Source organism: Limosilactobacillus avium (assembly GCF_947381485.1).
In the GTDB taxonomy this organism is placed as follows: Bacteria; Bacillota; Bacilli; order Lactobacillales; family Lactobacillaceae; genus Limosilactobacillus; species Limosilactobacillus avium.
Genome location: NZ_CANCWN010000007.1, coordinates 12124 through 27424, shown reverse-complemented (window position 1 = coordinate 27424; position 15301 = coordinate 12124). Strand labels below are relative to the sequence as shown.

Here is a 15301-nt window from a genome sequence, read left to right as displayed (position 1 = left end):
ATTATATAGGAAGAAAGAGGAATAAAAAAATGGCAAAACTAGATGCACAAGCAATCATTAACTACATTGGTAATGCTCCCAAGAAGACCCCAGTGAAGGTCATTCTAAAGGGAGACATTGACGGACTAACCTTTCCAGAGAATCTGCAGGTATTTCCGGAAAAACAGACCGCCACGCTATTTGGTGACTGGGCCGACGTTAAGCCCTTCCTAGAAGAAAATAAGGAGAAGGTTGCCGACTACCATATTGAAAATGACGCCCGTAATTCGGCCGTACCGTTGCTCAATTTGAAGGGGATCAATGCCCGGATTGAACCGGGGGCAATCATTCGTGACAAGGTCCTAATTGGTGATAATGCCGTCATCATGATGGGGGCAATCATCAACATTGGTGCGGAAATTGGTGCCGACTCGATGATTGATATGGGGGCGGTCCTTGGTGGCCGTGCCATTGTTGGTAAGCATTGTCACATCGGTGCAGGGACCGTCTTAGCAGGTGTGGTTGAACCAGCAAGTGCCCAACCGGTGCGGATTGATGACAACGTTTTAATTGGGGCCAACGCCGTTGTAATTGAAGGTGTCCATGTTGGCGAAGGTGCTGTTGTGGCTGCCGGGGCAATTGTTACCCACGATGTTGCTCCCCACACGATGGTGGCCGGGGTCCCCGCAAAGTTTATTAAGAATGTTGACCAACAGACCAGTGACAAGACGGCCCTGCAGGACGATTTGAGGAAGTTGTAATTATGACACTAACAAATGAGCAACTTATTCAAATCCGTCGCCACCTCCACCAAATTCCGGAGTTGGCCCTTCATGAGACCCAGACCCATGAGTACCTTCTTTCTGTAATCAAGGGCTTTAACCAACAGTTCCTCGAAATTCGGGAGACGCCAGAATTACCGACCGCCTTGTTTGTCCGTGTTCAGGGGAGTAACCCCCAACGGACAATTGGTTACCGGACGGACATTGACGCTTTACCAGTGGAGGAAAAGACGGGCCTACCATTCAAATCCCAGCACCCGGGTGTTATGCACGCCTGTGGCCATGACATCCACATGACAGTTGCCCTTGGCGTGCTAAACTACTTTGCCGAAAACCAGCCAAAGGATAACTTGCTCTTCTTCTTCCAACCGGCAGAAGAGAGTGATTACGGTGGTAAGCGGGCCTACGAAGCAGGTCTGTTTTCCGGTAAGTGGTGCCCGGACGAGTTTTATGGTCTTCACGATAATCCGGACCTTCCCGCTGGGGCAATCGGCTGCCGGATGGGAACGCTGTTTGCGGGGACCACAGAAGTGAACATTGATTTGAATGGGAAGGGCGGGCACGCTGCCTACCCCCAAGATGCTAATGACACGGTGGTTGCGGCCGCAGCATTAATAATGCAGGTGCAGACGGTTATCTCCCGGAGTATCGACCCCATTCACAGTGGCGTTATTACCCTTGGCAAAATTCGTGGGGGCAGTATTCGCAACGTAATTGCTGGCCATACCCGGATTGAGGGAACCATTCGCGGCCTGACCCAGAAGATGATTGAAAAGATTGATGGTCGCCTGCAAGATATTTGTGAAGGAATCGGGCGTTCCTTTAACATGGATGTTAAGCTTGGCCTTAACCAGGGTGGTTACTGGCCAGTTGAAAACAACCCGCAGTTAACGAAGTTCTTTATTGGCTACATGCAAAAGGCCCCCGACGTCAACTTTATCGAAACTGCGCCGGCAATGACTGGCGAAGACTTTGGCTTCTTGTTGGCGAAGTTTCCAGGGACGATGTTCTGGCTTGGTGTCGATGATGATTCGCAGCTCCACTCAGCGACCTTAACACCTGATGAGGCGGCAATTAAGCGGGGCGTTGATGCAATCACTGGCTTTATGAATGCGCGGATGGCAAAGTAATGGAGGAATAAAAATGAAATTAGCAGATGCAGATCTCTTAACAGCAATTGTTACCCCCTTCGATGATAAGGGGCAGATTGACTTTGCAAGCTTGAAGAAGTTAACAAACTACCTGATTGACCAGGGGAGTAATGGCTTTGTAATTGGTGGGACCACTGGTGAGACTCCGACACTTAGTCACGACGAGAAAATTAGCCTTTATCAAGAATTCGGCAAGATCGTTGGTGATCGCGTCCCAGTAATTGCCGGGACCGGGAGCAACAATACCGCCGAAACGATTGCCTTTACCAATGAGGTTGCCAAGATTCCGGGGATTGACTATGCCCTGGTAGTTGTTCCCCCATACAATAAGCCTAACCAGCGGGGGATGGTTGCCCACTTTACTGCGGTTGCAGACCAGGTGAAGATGCCAATTGTGATGTACAACATTCCTGGTCGAACAGGTGTTAAGATGGCGGCAGAAACAATCATTAAACTTTCTGCACACCCAAACATTGCGGCCGTTAAGCAGTGTGCTTCCCTGGAGGAACTTGAAGAAATTGTTGAAGGAAAGGACAAGAACTTTGCCGTCTTCACTGGTGAGGATGCGCAGGCGCTGACTGCTCGGGTTCTCGGTGCTAACGGGGTTATCTCGGTTGCTAGCCACAGCTATGCTCCCCAGATGCGGGCAATGTATGACGCCCTCTACAAGGGTGACTACCAGACGGCCGGAAAGCTGCAACGGTGGCTGACCCCAAAGATGGCGGCACTATTCATGTACCCGTCACCATCACCGGTTAAGGCACTCCTCAACGCTCAGAGCTTCAGCACGGGCAGCTGCCGCTTACCGATTCTGCCACTTAACGATGACGAGAAGAAGGCCTTGGCAAACGCCCTCGACCTGCCGAGTGATAAGTTACTAAATAAGCAGTTACCATTGAACTTGGGGGAATAATAAGATGAAAAAAGTTTTAATTGCCGGTGCTGCCGGAGCAATGGGCCAAAAAGCCGTTGCCTTGGTAAACGGAATGGATGATGTTGAATTGACTGCCGTCCTGGCCCCGCACATGGCCGATGACCAGCGTGCTAAGTTTCAACTTGGCCCAGACGTGAAAATCTACCACTCATTAAATGAGATCCCAGAGGGCGCTGCCGATATCTGGGTTGACTTTACGATTCCAGCAGTCGTGTACGACAACGTTAAGTTTGCCATTGACAATGACTTTGCACCGGTCGTCGGGACCACCGGGTTGACGGATGACCAGGAGGATGAATTAATTAAGACCAGTGCCGCACGTCACCAGGGGGGACTGATTGCCCCTAACTTTGGGATGTCGGCGGTCCTGTTGATGAAGTTTGCCAAGGAGGCTGCGCAGTACTTCCCGGATGTTGAAATTATTGAGATGCACCATGCCGACAAAAAGGACGCCCCATCGGGCACGGCACTGAGCACCGCCAAGCTGATTGACCAGGTGCGGCCAGCACACGAGAGTAGCCCCGATGAGGTCAGCACCCTGGATAATGTCCGTGGTGGTGACTACCACGGGATTAAGATCCACTCAGTTCGCCTACCAGGTTATGTTGCCCATGAACAAGTCCTCTTTGGGGGTGCGGGTGAAGCACTAACGATTCGGCAAGATTCTTTTGATCGCCAGTCGTTCATGAGTGGGGTCAAAGTTGCCTTAGAAAAGGTGCTGGACCTTGACGAGTTAGTAGTCGGACTAGAGAATGTTTTATAGGAAGTGACAAGATGCCGACCTTACCAAGTGAAATGAAAACAATTGTTAACCACCGGGTTGCTGCCCTTCCACCGGCACAGATTCGGGCCTTTGACGACGAAATATCCGCGATTCCGGGGATTGTCAAGTTGACCCTTGGCGAACCGGACTTTAATGTCCCTGACCATGTCAAGCAAGCGGCGGTACGGAGTATTGAGGAGAATGACTCCCATTATTCTGCCAGTCGGGGAACAATGGCCCTGCGAAAGGCAATTAGTAATTATCTCCAGCAGACCCGCCAGGTTAACTATGATCCCGCCGCAGAACTGATCGTGACGGTGGGGGCCACGGAGGCAATCACGGCCACGACATTTGCCCTGCTCAACCCTGGCGATAAGGTGATCATCCCGACGCCAATCTTCTCGCTTTACTTTCCCAGTGTTGCCTTGACAGGGGCGGAACCGGTCTCGGTAAATACCGTTAACGATAACTTCCTATTAACAGCTGACCGCCTGGAAGCAGAAATTGAAAAGGGGGGTGCTGCGGTTAAGGCGGTAATTCTCAACTACCCCAATAATCCCACTGGTCGTTGCTACTCCAAGGAGGAGCTAACGGCACTGGCGGCGGTTATCAAGAAGCACCACCTACTTGCGATTGTGGATGAGATATACAGTGAATTGATTTACGACCAACCCTTTACCTCGTTAGCCAGTTTACTGCCTGACCAAACGATCCTGATCGATGGCCTTTCAAAATCGCACGCGATGACTGGCTACCGCTTAGGTTACGTCGCGGCACCGGGTGATGTTATCAACCAGATTTCAAAGATGCATTCCTTTATGGTTACTGCCGCTAACGATACCGCCCAAGCCGCAGCTCTTGAGGCCTTGACAAACGGTTCGGCAGATCCTGTTGCCTTTCGTTCCCACTATCAAAAGCGGCGGGATAAGTTAGCCAGCGCTTTGCAGAAGATGGGCTTCTCATTTGCGGTTCCGGACGGTGCCTTTTACCTGTTTGCAAAGGTTCCCGAACGATTTGGCAGTGATGACTTTGCCTTCGCGCGTCGGTTAGCACATGAGGCCAAGGTCGGCGTGATTCCCGGCAGTGCTTTTGGTGCTGGTGGAGAAGGGCATGTTCGTCTTTCTTACGCGGCCGCTGACTCAAGTATTGATCAGGCAATTGAACGTTTAACCGCCTTTATGGAGAAAAATTAGTTTGAAATTAGGCTGCCTGGTTACCTTAACGGTGCTGGACAGCCCTTTTCTTCATCCCGGCCAACCAGGTGTTCGCTATACCAATTATAAAAATAATGGTAAAATTAGGAGCATGAGAGCGCATACTTGACGGAGCGCTGTGTTTATTATGATGTTGTATAATTTTTGAGAAGGTGTTTATTCAGTATGACTAAGAAACATTACCAGAGTCACCACTTACGGCATGCCGTAACGGGAACCTTGAGTGCATTTGGTTTCTTGGCAATTACGTCGCAGCTTGCCTCAGCAAGTCAAATTACAGTTAAACCAGGTGACACTGTTTGGGGGATTGCCCAACAGCACCAACTGACGGTCCAGTCAATTGAACAGGCCAACCCAACCACGATTAAGAAGATTAGCAATACCGTTGACCTGATTCAGGTGGGGCAAAAGTTAACCTTACCGGATGGCCAGACTACCCAAACGGCAGCGCGTCCACAGGTAGGAACCTACACCGTTAACAGCGGTGATACGCTGAATAGTATTGCTAAGCATTTCAATGTGAGTGTCAACCAGATCATTGCCTGGAATAATCTGACAACGCCACATATTTATGTTGGTCAGCAATTGACGGTTAACGGGGCTAACCAAGCAGTAACTAATAACGCCACAGTGGTAACCACTAGTCCGGTTAGTGCAGCTCCGGTTGCGTCAACCCAGTCACAAGCGGCTAATGCAAGTACGACTAGTCAGGTTAACCAAGCAGTCACTAGCCAGGCTAGTGTTCAGTCATCGGCTAACACCACTAACCAGACTAACGTTCAGCCAGCGTCCACCGCAACTATGGCGGGGAGTGAAACTGCGCAGACGACTGAAGTCTTGGCAGCAGCAACACCGAACACTTCTGCTAGTGTTCAGCAACTAGCAGCGCCATCTGCTGCCAATGCAACTCAAACAGCTAGTGATGAATCAGCAACAGTGGCGAATACGGTTACGACGCAAGCAAGTGCTAGTCAAACGGTTACTAGTCAAGCTGCCCAGCCAAGTCAACAGCCAGTTAGTGCTGCTCCCGTTAGCCAACAACCGGCACCGGTTGCTTCATCAGCAGTTGCAGTGCAAAGTCAGGCTACTCCAGCAAGCTCAGCTGCACAGTCAACTGCTTCGGCCGCTCCTGTCAACTCTAGCCAGCCCCAACAGCCTACCAGTCAGGTAGCAGCACAACAACCAGCAGCCAATAATCAGGCCACTTCAACGACTGACCTGCAGTCAGGCTCTGTTGTCAGCTTAGCAGTCAAGATCGCTAACTCTAATAGTGTTCCATATGTCTGGGGCGGTAATTCACTTAGTGGGATGGATTGCTCTGGATTTGTTGACTACGTATACGCTCACGCTGAAAATAAACAGTTGCCACATAATTCGGTTGCACTGGAAAGTTGTGTAAACCAGCATGCGGTCAGCCAGGCCCAACCAGGCGATATCCTCTTCTGGGGTCAACACGGTAGTACTTATCACGTTGCAATTTACACTGGTAACAACCAGTACGCAGCGGCGGCCCAACCGGGAACAAATGTATCGGTTTATACTTTGAGCCCTTACTTTGCACCTAGTTTTGCGGGGACAGTGAAATAATTAGAATTTTACCATCATAAAGTAACCAAGATGTAATCACCGCAGGGGTTAACTTTTGGTCAGTTTCATGATATCTTGTCAGTATGCAATTATTGAAATTGCTTTAAATATTTACCATTTACAAGGGGTGTTTAAAGTGAGCAATAAGAATGAGATTGAAACTGATTTGCACCGGGCAGAGGACCAACTGGCAAGCCTTTGCCGGTCAGAAAACGTAACCGATGCCACCGATGGGCAGACGGTTACGATTCAGCCAACTTGTGGCGATGAAATGCAAAAATTACGGGATGAATGTAGCCAATTGCGGATAATTCTCGAGGCAATGGAAGCTTCTGAGGATTAGCTTGATTGCGGCAATTCCCATTTTAAGAAAAACTCCCGCGTACTTGAAATCATTTAAGTACGTGGGAGTTATTTTATTAACGTCTTTAGACCTAGTTGAGTACGCGAGCAGAGCGAGTGTGCGAAACAAAAAACCACCTGCTATGCGGGTGGGCAATAAAGATTATATAAAAAAGCCTCTTTTGCCTTAAGATGTAGGTGTTCAAGCCAAAATCAAATAAGGGAAAAGAGGTTTTATAAATATGGCTAATAAGTTAAATAGCTTAGCCCATACGAAATGGTTATGTAAGTACCATATCGTATTCATTCCAAAGTATAGACGGAAAATAATTTACAATCAATATCGCAGAGATCTTAGAGATTATATAAAACTCCTGTGCAAGTATAAAGGAGTGCAAATCATTGAAGGTCACATGATGCCAGATCACGTATACATATTAGTGAGTATTCCGCCCAAGCTAAGTGTTTCGCAGTTTATGGGATATTTAAAAGGGAAAAGTGCCTTGATGATGTTTGACCGCCACGCAAACTTAAAATATAAATTTGGGAATCGACATTTCTGGGCAGAAGGATATTATGTGAGCACAGTAGGCATGAATGAAGCCACAATAAGAAAGTATATTCGAGATCAAGAAAAGCATGACATGGTAGTTGATAAAATAACCAGTGCTGAATATTCGGACCCTTTAAGGGTAAGTGAAGGAATACAAACGCTACTTAAAGTAGCAGCAAAGTAGTCAGAGCATTTTGGCTTGAGCAAAGCGAAAGCCAGCGCCTTGAGACGCTGGCTTTTCTTTTCGGCTTATAGCCGATGTGCAAACCACCCGTTTGACGGGTGGTTATGATTTCGTTGTCTGCCAGAATGGGTACTGGGTAACGTCCGTACGGAGATCGACAAAGCGGTTACCCAATGGCTCACCATCACTTTGTTCAAACTCAAGGGAGGTAGTTGTGTAGTGGAATTGGGGCCCTGTTAAGTGGTCGGCAAAACGGGAATTTGGCAGCTTCCCTCGGGAAAACTGGATCAGTTGCCAAAAGGTGATTGGCCAGCCCTTTTGTTCCGCCACAAGCAGGTCTAATTGAGGTTGACTAAGACTACTTGTGGGCGCAACCTTGACGCCACCGCCAATGAAGGGATGGTTGACAAGCAGGACGATGTACGCCCGGGGATAAAAATTCCGTGAGCTTCCTTGTTGGACCATTAGCTGGAAGGGCTGCTGGTCATAAACGACCCCTAAGGCCTGACGAAGGTAGCCGGGGTGCCAAAGATGAAAGGCGGTAGACTGCTTTCTGGCGCTTTTCCCATTAACCCGACTAACGATTGCGGCATCAAAACCAACGCCGATGTTATTTAGAAAATAGCCTTCTTCATTTTTGATTGCCTCATGGTAGTGGCCAATATTGACATTGGTTACCGTTGTGGTATTAAGAATTTGCTGGAGGGCATCCAGCGGCTTTAATGGTACCCCAAAAGCACGGGCAAAGTCATTATTAATACCCGCCGGAATAAAGGCCAGGGGGAGGGGACTAGTGTGGAGACAGTGACTCTCCTTAATAAGGCCGTTTAAGACTTGGTGAAGGGTCCCATCACCGCCAATTACCATGACAATATCCTTTTTGCGCCTTTGGACGAGACGGGTTGCAAAATATTCAGCGCTTGAGCGGTCCTTGGTTGTGTGGATGTCAAAGCTAGCCTGCGCTTGGATTAATTGGGGCTCAATTAATTGCCATTCTTTTTGCGCTTTACCGTTACCGGCAGTTGGGTTAAGGATGATTGAGTAATGCATAGTGATCTTCCTTCTTGATCTTAATAACTATATAACCGGATAAGAAGTTAATTAATCTTCAAAATAAGTTGGGCTCTTCATGAATGCAATAGGGCCCAGCGTTCGGTTCATCCGAATGTTGGACCCCATTGGTATTCAGCATCATATGTATGTGGGGACACCCGTGGACCCCTGACCTGAAATTTAGAAACTCGTCATTTTGAAGTTTGGATTTTGCTTTTCGTACGCAAGAGCCTTTTCATCAAGTTGTTCGACATACTCGATACTGTAGTCGGTGTTATGTTCAACCATTAAAAGGGCCTCTGGTTCGGAGTCAGCTTCGATATAAAGTGACTTGGTGTTTTCACGAACGGGGCGCTTGGTACTATCTGGTTGATAATATACTTTAAAGATCATTCTACTAAAAACTCCTTAAAAGATGTTATTTTCAGTGTTTTACCTTATCCATTTTAGCACATCTAAGTTTAGCTGTCCTCAGAATTGGCAACATGGTATGATTAATTTAACAAAGAGGCTTATGGGGGTTACGAGATGAAGACAATTATAATTTGCTTAATCGCTGTTGTGGTGGTGGCGTGCTTGTACACCGTTGTTCACCGTATCTTGATTAACCGGGCAACAATTATTTTACGACGTCAAGCGCAGGAAACAACCGACGCTGCGGTTAATGACAGTTTACAGACATTATTAGGGTGGAATCGTTCTCTAAATTCACAACTCGTTGCCGATGTTTGGGGAAAAGGCGTCTTAGCCTTTGAATATCACTTTGATGGGGACGAAAAACGGGACGCTACGCTGACGCCCCAGAGCCTTAATGAACAGTTAGCTAAGTACGCTAACGACCACCAGTTAACGGCGGTTAACACAAAGTTTAGTGTGTTTAAGGTTACGGACTGGTGGCAATATGAAGGCGTCCTCCATATTGATGTCGCGTATATTTTAAATGAAGCCACGGCGGAATATGTCGCTGACCTAAAGAAACTCAAGCAACACAGTAAATAGAAGAAGCGACTTTTGGTACCCATGATAGCGGGTGCCAAAAGTCGCTTTTAATATTTTAGCTGATCATCACTGTATCAGCAGGGGCCTCAAATGGGGCTTGTTTATTAATGTGGTCGTAGAATAAGACGCCGTGGAGGTGGTCAATTTCGTGCTGGCAAACAATTGCCGGATAATTCTTTAACCGAACCTGGTGTTTCTTGCCGTCCGTATCCTGGTAGCGGAGGGTGATCCGATCGTGACGTGGTACGTATCCGGGCACGTCCTTATCAACGGAGAGGCAACCTTCACCTTCAGTCAACGCCCCATACTGCACAGATTCACTAACAATTACCGGGTTAATAATAACATCCTTAAATTCTGGTTGACCATCCTTTTCCAATGGTGGGACTAAAACAGCCGCCATTTGTTTAGAAACCCCGACCTGTGGTGCGGCTAAGCCAACACCAGCCCGCAACTTATATTTTTCACAAAGTTTGGGATCCTGGCTGACTTCCAAATATTCCATCATCTTTTTGGCCAACTGCTGGTCTTCCTCAGAGAGGGGGAATTCAACCTTAGCGGCCCGCTTTCTTAATACCGGGTCGCCGTCACGAACAATATCCTTCATTAAATACACTTTTTCCGCCTCCATTAATAGTTATCAATACTAGTCTATCATAATGCCTATCGATGACAACGCCCAAAATTAGTCTCATTATTATACAAAACTATTAAGTTAGCGTTTTCACATGCGCAACTTATAGTCAAAACATAATAAAAAAGTCTATGAAAGCGCTTGTATTATGTCCAGAATTAGGTATACTAGAAACTGTAAGTAGGCAATCGCTTATATATGATGTTAATTGGATTTGGAAAGGGATGTTTATAATGGCCGAAGCCAAAGCTGTAGACTTTGCTAAGATTAAAGCCGAAGAAGGCGCTGCATTTGCAAAGCCCGTTCAAATTCTTGATAACGATGGTAAAGTCGTTAACAAGGATTTAATGGCTAATTTTACTGATGACCAATTAGTCGACCTGATGAAGAAGATGGTATGGGAACGTGCACTTCACGAACAAACCATGTCATTCTCACAACAAGGTCGTTTAGGATTCTATGCTCCTACCTGGGGTGAAGAAGCATCCGAAATGGGGACCGCTTCTGCATTTAAGAAGCAAGACTTCATGTTCCCAGCATACCGTGACTTACCACAACTGATTCAACACGGTGCTACTGTTGCTCAAATGTACTTATGGTCAAAGGGTCACGTTAAGGGTAACCTGTTCGACGCTCGTGCTCTTCGTCCACAAATTATCATTGGTGCACAAATGGTTGAAATGGCCGGTGCTGCTTTAGGTATCAAGAAGAACAAGGAAAAGGATACCGTTGCATATGCATACACCGGTGAAGGTGGAAGTTCACAAGGTGACACCTACGAAGGGATGAACTTTGCTGGTGCCTTCCAATCACCTGCTGTCTTCATTATTCAAAACAACGGCTGGGCTATTTCTTACCCACGTAAGAAGCAAACTCATGCGCAAACAATTGCCCAAAAGGGTGTTGCTGCTGGTATCCCAGCTGTCCAAGTTGATGGGATGGATGTTCTGGCATGTTACGAAGTTGCCAAGGAAGCTCGTGAATTCGCTGCTGCTGGTAACGGTCCAGTTCTGATTGAAACCTTGACTTACCGGTTCGGTGCCCACAGTTCCGCTGGTGATGATCCTAGTCGTTACCGGACTAAGGAAGAAGAAAAACCATGGTTCGACAAGGACCCACTGATTCGTCTCCGCAAGTACTTGACTGAAAAGGGTCTCTGGTCTGAAGACGAAGAAAAGAAGTACGCTGATGAATGCAAAGACGACTTCAAGAAGGCCATGAAGGAAGCAGACGCTGTTGAACCTGAAAAGGTTACGGATATGCTGAAGCGGACCTTTGAAGTACCAACCCCTGATATTAAAGAACAAATTAAGAAGTACGAAGCAAAGGAGTCGAAGTAATCATGGCTAAAAAGACTTATATCAAAGCTATTACTGAAGGTATTGACATTGCTTTAGCTGAAGATCCTAAGACCCTCGTTTTCGGTGAAGATGTTGGTAAAAACGGTGGGGTCTTCCGTGCTACTAACGGTTTACAAAAGAAGTATGGTGCTGACCGGGTATTCAGTACACCACTGGCTGAATCTGGTATCCTCGGGATGTCAATTGGTTTAGCTGTTACCGGCTGGCGTCCAGTTCCTGAAATCCAATTCTCTGGTTTCATCTTTGAAGCCTTAGACTCAATTGTTGCCCAAATGTCACGGATTCGTTTCCAATACAATGGTACTAAGAACGCGCCAATTACTATCCGGACTCCATACGGTGGTGGTACTCACACCGCTGAACTGCACGGGGACGACTTTGAAAACTTCTTCGTTGGTGTACCAGGACTGCGGGTTGTTACCCCAAGTTCTGCCTACGATGCTAAGGGTCTGATCATTTCTGCCATCGAAAACAACGACCCAGTTGTCTTCCTTGAAAACCTGCGTCTCTACCGTTCAGTTAAGGGTGAAGTTCCTGACGACAAGTACACTGTTCCGTTGGACAAGGCTAACGTCGTTCAAGAAGGTAAGGATGTTACCATCATCGCTTACGGTGGTGAAGTATCCGAAGCCCAAAAGGCTGCTAAGAAGTTAGCTAAGGACAATATTTCTGCTGAAATTATTGACCTTCGTTCACTTTACCCACTTGACACTGACACTATCTTTGAATCCGTCAAGAAGACGCACCATGTTGTCATTGTTCAAGAATCTCAGAAGCAGGCTGGTGTTGGTGCACAAGTTGCTTCTGCCATTTCTGAAGGTGCAATTATGTACCTTGACGCACCAGTTAGCCGGGTAGCTGCACCAAACTCTGTTTACCCATTCCCACAAGCAGAAAATGTTTGGCTCCCAACTGCTAACGACATTGAAGAAGCTGCGCGCGAGACAGTTAATTATTAATCATAGCTAGATTGCTATTGGTTATGAAAGGAAGTTAATTCGATATGGCATACAAATTTAGATTACCAGAAATGGGTGAAGGTCTGACCGAAGGGGATGTTGCTTCTTGGTTGGTAAAGGAAGGCGACCAAATTAAGGCCGACGACCCATTAATTGAAATTCAAACTGATAAGTCAACTACTCAATTGGTATCACCAGTTGACGGGACCGTTAAGACCCTTAACGTCAAGGAAGACGACCACGTTGAAAAGGGTGATGACCTGCTCTTAATTGATGATGGTAAGGACGGCGTAAGCACAAACGTTGAAGCCGAAGGTGGCGACGACGATGATGAAGACGAAGCTCCAGCAGAAGAGGAAGCACCGAAGGACGAAGCTCCTAAGGAAGATGCCGCTCCAGCTAAGGGTGGCGTAGCTCCACTGGCCGAACCTAACAAGCTTGTTATGGCAATGCCTTCTGTTCGTCAATATGCTCGTGACAAGGGCGTTGACATTTCACTTGTTCAACCAAGTGGCAAGCATGGTCAAGTTCTGAAAGAAGATATTGACAACTTCAATGGCGCTGCTGCCCCAGCTAATGGTGCTGCCTCAGCTGCCGCCGCTGCTCCAGCTAAGGCTGCTGGTAACACCATCAAGCCTTACAAGGGTGCTGGTGAAGACGCTGAAACCCGTGAACCACTTTCCAACATGCGGAAGATCATCGCTAAGAACATGCGGAAGTCCGTTGACATCAGTCCAATGATCACATTGCTGGACGATGTTGAAGTTTCCGCAATGATGGCTAACCGGAAGAAGTACAAGCCAGTTGCTGCTGATCAAGGTGTTCACTTGACATTCTTGCCATACGTTGTTAAGGCCCTGGTTGCCACAATGAAGAAGTTCCCTGAATTCAACTGCTCCATTGATGACAGCACGATGGAATTAGTTCAAAAGCACTACTACAACATTGGTATTGCTACGAACACTGACCACGGTCTGTATGTACCAAACATCAAGAAGGCTGACTCCAAGAGCATGATTGAAATTGCCAAGGAAATTGCTGACAATGCTCAAGCTGCTGAAGACAATAAGCTTTCACCAGATTCCATGGCCGGGACTTCAATGACTATTTCTAACATTGGTTCCATGCGTGGTAAGTGGTTCACCCCAATTATCAACCAACCAGAAGTTGCTATCTTAGGTGTTGGTACGATTGCTACTGAACCAATTGTTAATGACAAGGGTGAAATTGTTGTTGGCCACATGATGAAGTTATCATTAACTGTTGATCACCGGCTGATTGATGGTGGCTTAGGTCAAAACGCAATGAACTACCTGAAGAAGCTGTTACACGACCCAGAATTGCTCGCTTTGGAGGCTTAATTTACTATGGCAGATGTTGAACAAAAGGATACAGTTATTGTTGGTGGAGGCCCAGGTGGTTATGTTGCCGCTATCCGGGCTTCGGAATTAGGTCAAAAGGTTACTTTAATCGAAAAGGGTGACCCAGGCCTAGGTGGTGTATGTCTGAACGTTGGGTGTGTCCCATCAAAGGCATTGATCGCTGCCGGACACCGTCTCCAAGAAGCAAAGGATTCCTCAACCTATGGTGTTTCTAAGACCGACGCTACAATCGACTTCAAGAAGACCCAGGAATGGAAGCAAAAGAAGGTTGTTGACCGGATGACCCGTGGGGTTAAGATGCTTCTCAAGAAGCACAAGGTAGAAATTATCGATGGTGAAGCCATCATGGATAATGATCACCAACTCCGGGTTATCAAGCCAGGTCCAAAGCAATTCATGGACAATGACGCCGGCCGGACCATTACTTGGAAGAACCTTATCTTAGCAACGGGTTCCCGTCCAGTTGAAATTCCAAACTTCAAGTTTGAAGGCCGGGTTATTGACTCTACTGGTGGCCTGAACCTGCCAGAAATCCCTAAAGAACTTGTTGTTATCGGTGGTGGTTACATCGGTTCCGAATTGGCTGGTGCATATGCTAACCTTGGTTCCCATGTTACGATTATCGAAGGCCTTCCTTCAATCCTGAACGGCTTTGACAAGGATATGGTTAAGGTTGTTGAAAAGAACATGAAGAAGAAGGGCATTGACATCATCACTGGTGCAATGGCTAAGAACTCAGAACAAGACGACAACAGTGTTACGGTTACTTACGAAGTTGATGGTAAGGAAAGCTCGATCAAGGCCGACTACTGCATGGTCTCCGTTGGTCGGAAGCCAAACACCGACAACTTCGGTCTTGACATGACCAGTGTCAAGCTTAATGACCACCACCAAGTTATCGTTGACCAACAAGGTCGGACAAACGTTGATGGTATCTGGGCAATTGGTGACATTGTTCCAGGTCCTGCCCTGGCTCACAAGGCCTTCTTTGAAGCAAAGACTGCCGCTGGTGCGATTGCCGGAAAGAACACTGCTAACGACTGGGTAGGAGTTCCTGCTGTCTGCTTCACTGATCCTGAAATGGCAGAAGTTGGTATGAATGTTGACCAAGCTAAGGACAAGGGAATTGAAGTTGCTACTGCACAATTCCCATTTGCCGGTAATGCCCGGGCCGTTTCCCTGGACGAACCAGATGGCTTCGTTCGTTTGATTTACACTAAGGACGAAAAGAACGTCGTTGGTGCCCAAATCGTTGGCCCTGGTGCTAGTGACATGGCTGGTGAATTGTCATTAATTGTTAACTGCGGAATGAATGTTGAAGACGTCGACTTAACTATTCACCCACACCCAACTCTTAATGAACCAATCCAAGAAGCTGCTGATATTGCGCTTGGTCTGCCAACCCACATTTAGCACTGAACGTT

The 15301-nt window shown here is 47.2% G+C and carries 16 protein-coding genes; 13 read left to right on the top strand and 3 right to left on the bottom strand.

Features of this window, described 5'->3' with window-relative positions:
* Nucleotides 1-29 precede the first annotated feature (29 nt).
* The 8 genes from dapD (at nt 30) to tnpA (ending at nt 7489) form a co-directional block, all read left to right on the top strand.
* Entirely contained in the window at nt 30-740 is a 711-nt protein-coding gene (gene dapD, locus QOS01_RS03725; protein WP_283621175.1) for a 2,3,4,5-tetrahydropyridine-2,6-dicarboxylate N-acetyltransferase, read from the top strand.
* Nucleotides 741-742: 2 nt separating this feature from the next.
* Nucleotides 743-1891 carry an N-acetyldiaminopimelate deacetylase gene (locus QOS01_RS03720; RefSeq protein WP_283621174.1) on the top strand — a complete coding sequence of 383 codons (1149 nt, stop codon included), beginning with the start codon at nt 743-745 and terminating at the stop codon, nt 1889-1891.
* Between the two features lie 13 nt (nt 1892-1904).
* Nucleotides 1905-2825: a 4-hydroxy-tetrahydrodipicolinate synthase gene (dapA, locus tag QOS01_RS03715; RefSeq protein ID WP_283621173.1), complete on the top strand. Its 921-nt coding sequence runs from the start codon at nt 1905-1907 to the stop codon at nt 2823-2825.
* A gap of 4 nt (nt 2826-2829) precedes the next feature.
* Complete coding sequence (gene dapB / locus QOS01_RS03710) at nt 2830-3609, top strand: 4-hydroxy-tetrahydrodipicolinate reductase (protein WP_283621172.1); 780 nt, start codon at nt 2830-2832, stop codon at nt 3607-3609.
* Between the two features lie 11 nt (nt 3610-3620).
* Complete coding sequence (locus tag QOS01_RS03705; protein ID WP_283621171.1) at nt 3621-4802, top strand: aminotransferase class I/II-fold pyridoxal phosphate-dependent enzyme; 1182 nt, start codon at nt 3621-3623, stop codon at nt 4800-4802.
* A 186-nt stretch (nt 4803-4988) separates the two neighbouring features.
* Nucleotides 4989-6410 carry a C40 family peptidase gene (locus QOS01_RS03700; RefSeq protein ID WP_283621170.1) on the top strand — a complete coding sequence of 474 codons (1422 nt, stop codon included), beginning with the start codon at nt 4989-4991 and terminating at the stop codon, nt 6408-6410.
* A gap of 136 nt (nt 6411-6546) precedes the next feature.
* A complete protein-coding gene (locus tag QOS01_RS03695) occupies nt 6547-6753 on the top strand; it encodes a hypothetical protein (protein WP_283621169.1) in 207 nt (68 codons plus the stop codon).
* A gap of 241 nt (nt 6754-6994) precedes the next feature.
* On the top strand, nt 6995-7489 hold the full coding sequence (gene tnpA / locus QOS01_RS03690) for an IS200/IS605 family transposase (RefSeq protein ID WP_283621168.1): 495 nt from the start codon (nt 6995-6997) through the stop codon (nt 7487-7489).
* A gap of 102 nt (nt 7490-7591) precedes the next feature.
* Here the strand turns inward: tnpA and QOS01_RS03685 are convergent, their stop codons facing one another.
* Nucleotides 7592-8539, bottom strand: a complete 948-nt coding sequence (locus QOS01_RS03685; protein ID WP_283621167.1) for a diacylglycerol/lipid kinase family protein — start codon at nt 8537-8539, stop codon at nt 7592-7594.
* 183 nt (nt 8540-8722) lie between these two features.
* Nucleotides 8723-8935: a DNA-directed RNA polymerase subunit epsilon gene (locus tag QOS01_RS03680; protein ID WP_047769047.1), complete on the bottom strand. Its 213-nt coding sequence runs from the start codon at nt 8933-8935 to the stop codon at nt 8723-8725.
* Nucleotides 8936-9070: 135 nt separating this feature from the next.
* Here QOS01_RS03680 and QOS01_RS03675 point away from each other — a divergent pair, with 135 nt between their 5' ends.
* Nucleotides 9071-9541 (top strand): hypothetical protein, encoded by a 471-nt coding sequence (locus QOS01_RS03675; protein ID WP_283621166.1) that lies wholly within the window; start codon nt 9071-9073, stop codon nt 9539-9541.
* Between the two features lie 55 nt (nt 9542-9596).
* Here QOS01_RS03675 and def read toward each other — a convergent pair whose 3' ends face one another.
* Complete coding sequence (gene def, locus QOS01_RS03670; protein WP_222259513.1) at nt 9597-10157, bottom strand: peptide deformylase; 561 nt, start codon at nt 10155-10157, stop codon at nt 9597-9599.
* A gap of 251 nt (nt 10158-10408) precedes the next feature.
* Between def and pdhA the strand changes: the two genes are divergently transcribed.
* From pdhA to lpdA, 4 genes are read left to right on the top strand one after another with little or no spacing between them, the layout of a single operon-like run.
* Nucleotides 10409-11515, top strand: a complete 1107-nt coding sequence (pdhA, locus tag QOS01_RS03665; RefSeq protein WP_283621165.1) for a pyruvate dehydrogenase (acetyl-transferring) E1 component subunit alpha — start codon at nt 10409-10411, stop codon at nt 11513-11515.
* Nucleotides 11516-11517: 2 nt separating this feature from the next.
* Nucleotides 11518-12495: an alpha-ketoacid dehydrogenase subunit beta gene (locus tag QOS01_RS03660; protein WP_283621164.1), complete on the top strand. Its 978-nt coding sequence runs from the start codon at nt 11518-11520 to the stop codon at nt 12493-12495.
* 44 nt (nt 12496-12539) lie between these two features.
* On the top strand, nt 12540-13856 hold the full coding sequence (locus QOS01_RS03655) for a 2-oxo acid dehydrogenase subunit E2 (RefSeq protein WP_283621163.1): 1317 nt from the start codon (nt 12540-12542) through the stop codon (nt 13854-13856).
* Nucleotides 13857-13862: 6 nt separating this feature from the next.
* Entirely contained in the window at nt 13863-15290 is a 1428-nt protein-coding gene (gene lpdA / locus QOS01_RS03650; protein WP_283621162.1) for a dihydrolipoyl dehydrogenase, read from the top strand.
* Nucleotides 15291-15301 lie beyond the last annotated feature (11 nt).

What these genes read in the sequence shown, in the direction of transcription:
- dapD (WP_283621175.1), top strand. Translation starts at nt 30, where the DNA reads ATGGCAAAACTAGATGCACAAGCAATCATTAACTACATTGGTAATGCT.
- QOS01_RS03720 (WP_283621174.1), top strand. Translation starts at nt 743, where the DNA reads ATGACACTAACAAATGAGCAACTTATTCAAATCCGTCGCCACCTCCAC.
- dapA (WP_283621173.1), top strand. Translation starts at nt 1,905, where the DNA reads ATGAAATTAGCAGATGCAGATCTCTTAACAGCAATTGTTACCCCCTTC.
- dapB (WP_283621172.1), top strand. Translation starts at nt 2,830, where the DNA reads ATGAAAAAAGTTTTAATTGCCGGTGCTGCCGGAGCAATGGGCCAAAAA.
- QOS01_RS03705 (WP_283621171.1), top strand. Translation starts at nt 3,621, where the DNA reads ATGCCGACCTTACCAAGTGAAATGAAAACAATTGTTAACCACCGGGTT.
- QOS01_RS03700 (WP_283621170.1), top strand. Translation starts at nt 4,989, where the DNA reads ATGACTAAGAAACATTACCAGAGTCACCACTTACGGCATGCCGTAACG.
- tnpA (WP_283621168.1), top strand. Translation starts at nt 6,995, where the DNA reads ATGGCTAATAAGTTAAATAGCTTAGCCCATACGAAATGGTTATGTAAG.
- QOS01_RS03685 (WP_283621167.1), bottom strand. Translation starts at nt 8,539, where the DNA reads ATGCATTACTCAATCATCCTTAACCCAACTGCCGGTAACGGTAAAGCG.
- QOS01_RS03680 (WP_047769047.1), bottom strand. Translation starts at nt 8,935, where the DNA reads ATGATCTTTAAAGTATATTATCAACCAGATAGTACCAAGCGCCCCGTT.
- QOS01_RS03675 (WP_283621166.1), top strand. Translation starts at nt 9,071, where the DNA reads ATGAAGACAATTATAATTTGCTTAATCGCTGTTGTGGTGGTGGCGTGC.
- pdhA (WP_283621165.1), top strand. Translation starts at nt 10,409, where the DNA reads ATGGCCGAAGCCAAAGCTGTAGACTTTGCTAAGATTAAAGCCGAAGAA.
- QOS01_RS03660 (WP_283621164.1), top strand. Translation starts at nt 11,518, where the DNA reads ATGGCTAAAAAGACTTATATCAAAGCTATTACTGAAGGTATTGACATT.
- QOS01_RS03655 (WP_283621163.1), top strand. Translation starts at nt 12,540, where the DNA reads ATGGCATACAAATTTAGATTACCAGAAATGGGTGAAGGTCTGACCGAA.
- lpdA (WP_283621162.1), top strand. Translation starts at nt 13,863, where the DNA reads ATGGCAGATGTTGAACAAAAGGATACAGTTATTGTTGGTGGAGGCCCA.